A 238-nucleotide genomic window follows, 5' to 3' on the forward strand; every position below is an offset into this window, starting at 1 on the left:
GTAATGGTGCGGTGGCGGTGTTTATGGCGTGCTATGATTGCTTTTTTGGCGTGCAGAGCATGCCGCGTGCGAGCAAACAGCAGGCGCGTTATGCGGTGGGCCGTTGCCTGATGCTGTGGAGCAGCAACGATGTGACCCAGCAGGGCAGCCGTCCGAAAACCAAACTGAACATTATGCGTGAAGCGGTGATTGCGGAAGTGAGCACCCAGCTGTCTGAAGTGGTGGGCGTGATTGAACG

The 238-nt window shown here is 57.1% G+C and carries 1 protein-coding gene; it reads left to right on the forward strand.

Going from position 1 to position 238, the window contains the following annotated elements; all coding sequences use genetic code 11:
- A partial coding sequence (locus ON31_RS29315; protein ID WP_039818279.1) for a hypothetical protein occupies positions 1-238 on the forward strand: 238 nt, incomplete at both ends.

This window comes from Nocardia otitidiscaviarum NBRC 14405 (assembly GCF_000308635.1).
Lineage (GTDB): Bacteria > Actinomycetota > Actinomycetes > Mycobacteriales > Mycobacteriaceae > Nocardia > Nocardia otitidiscaviarum.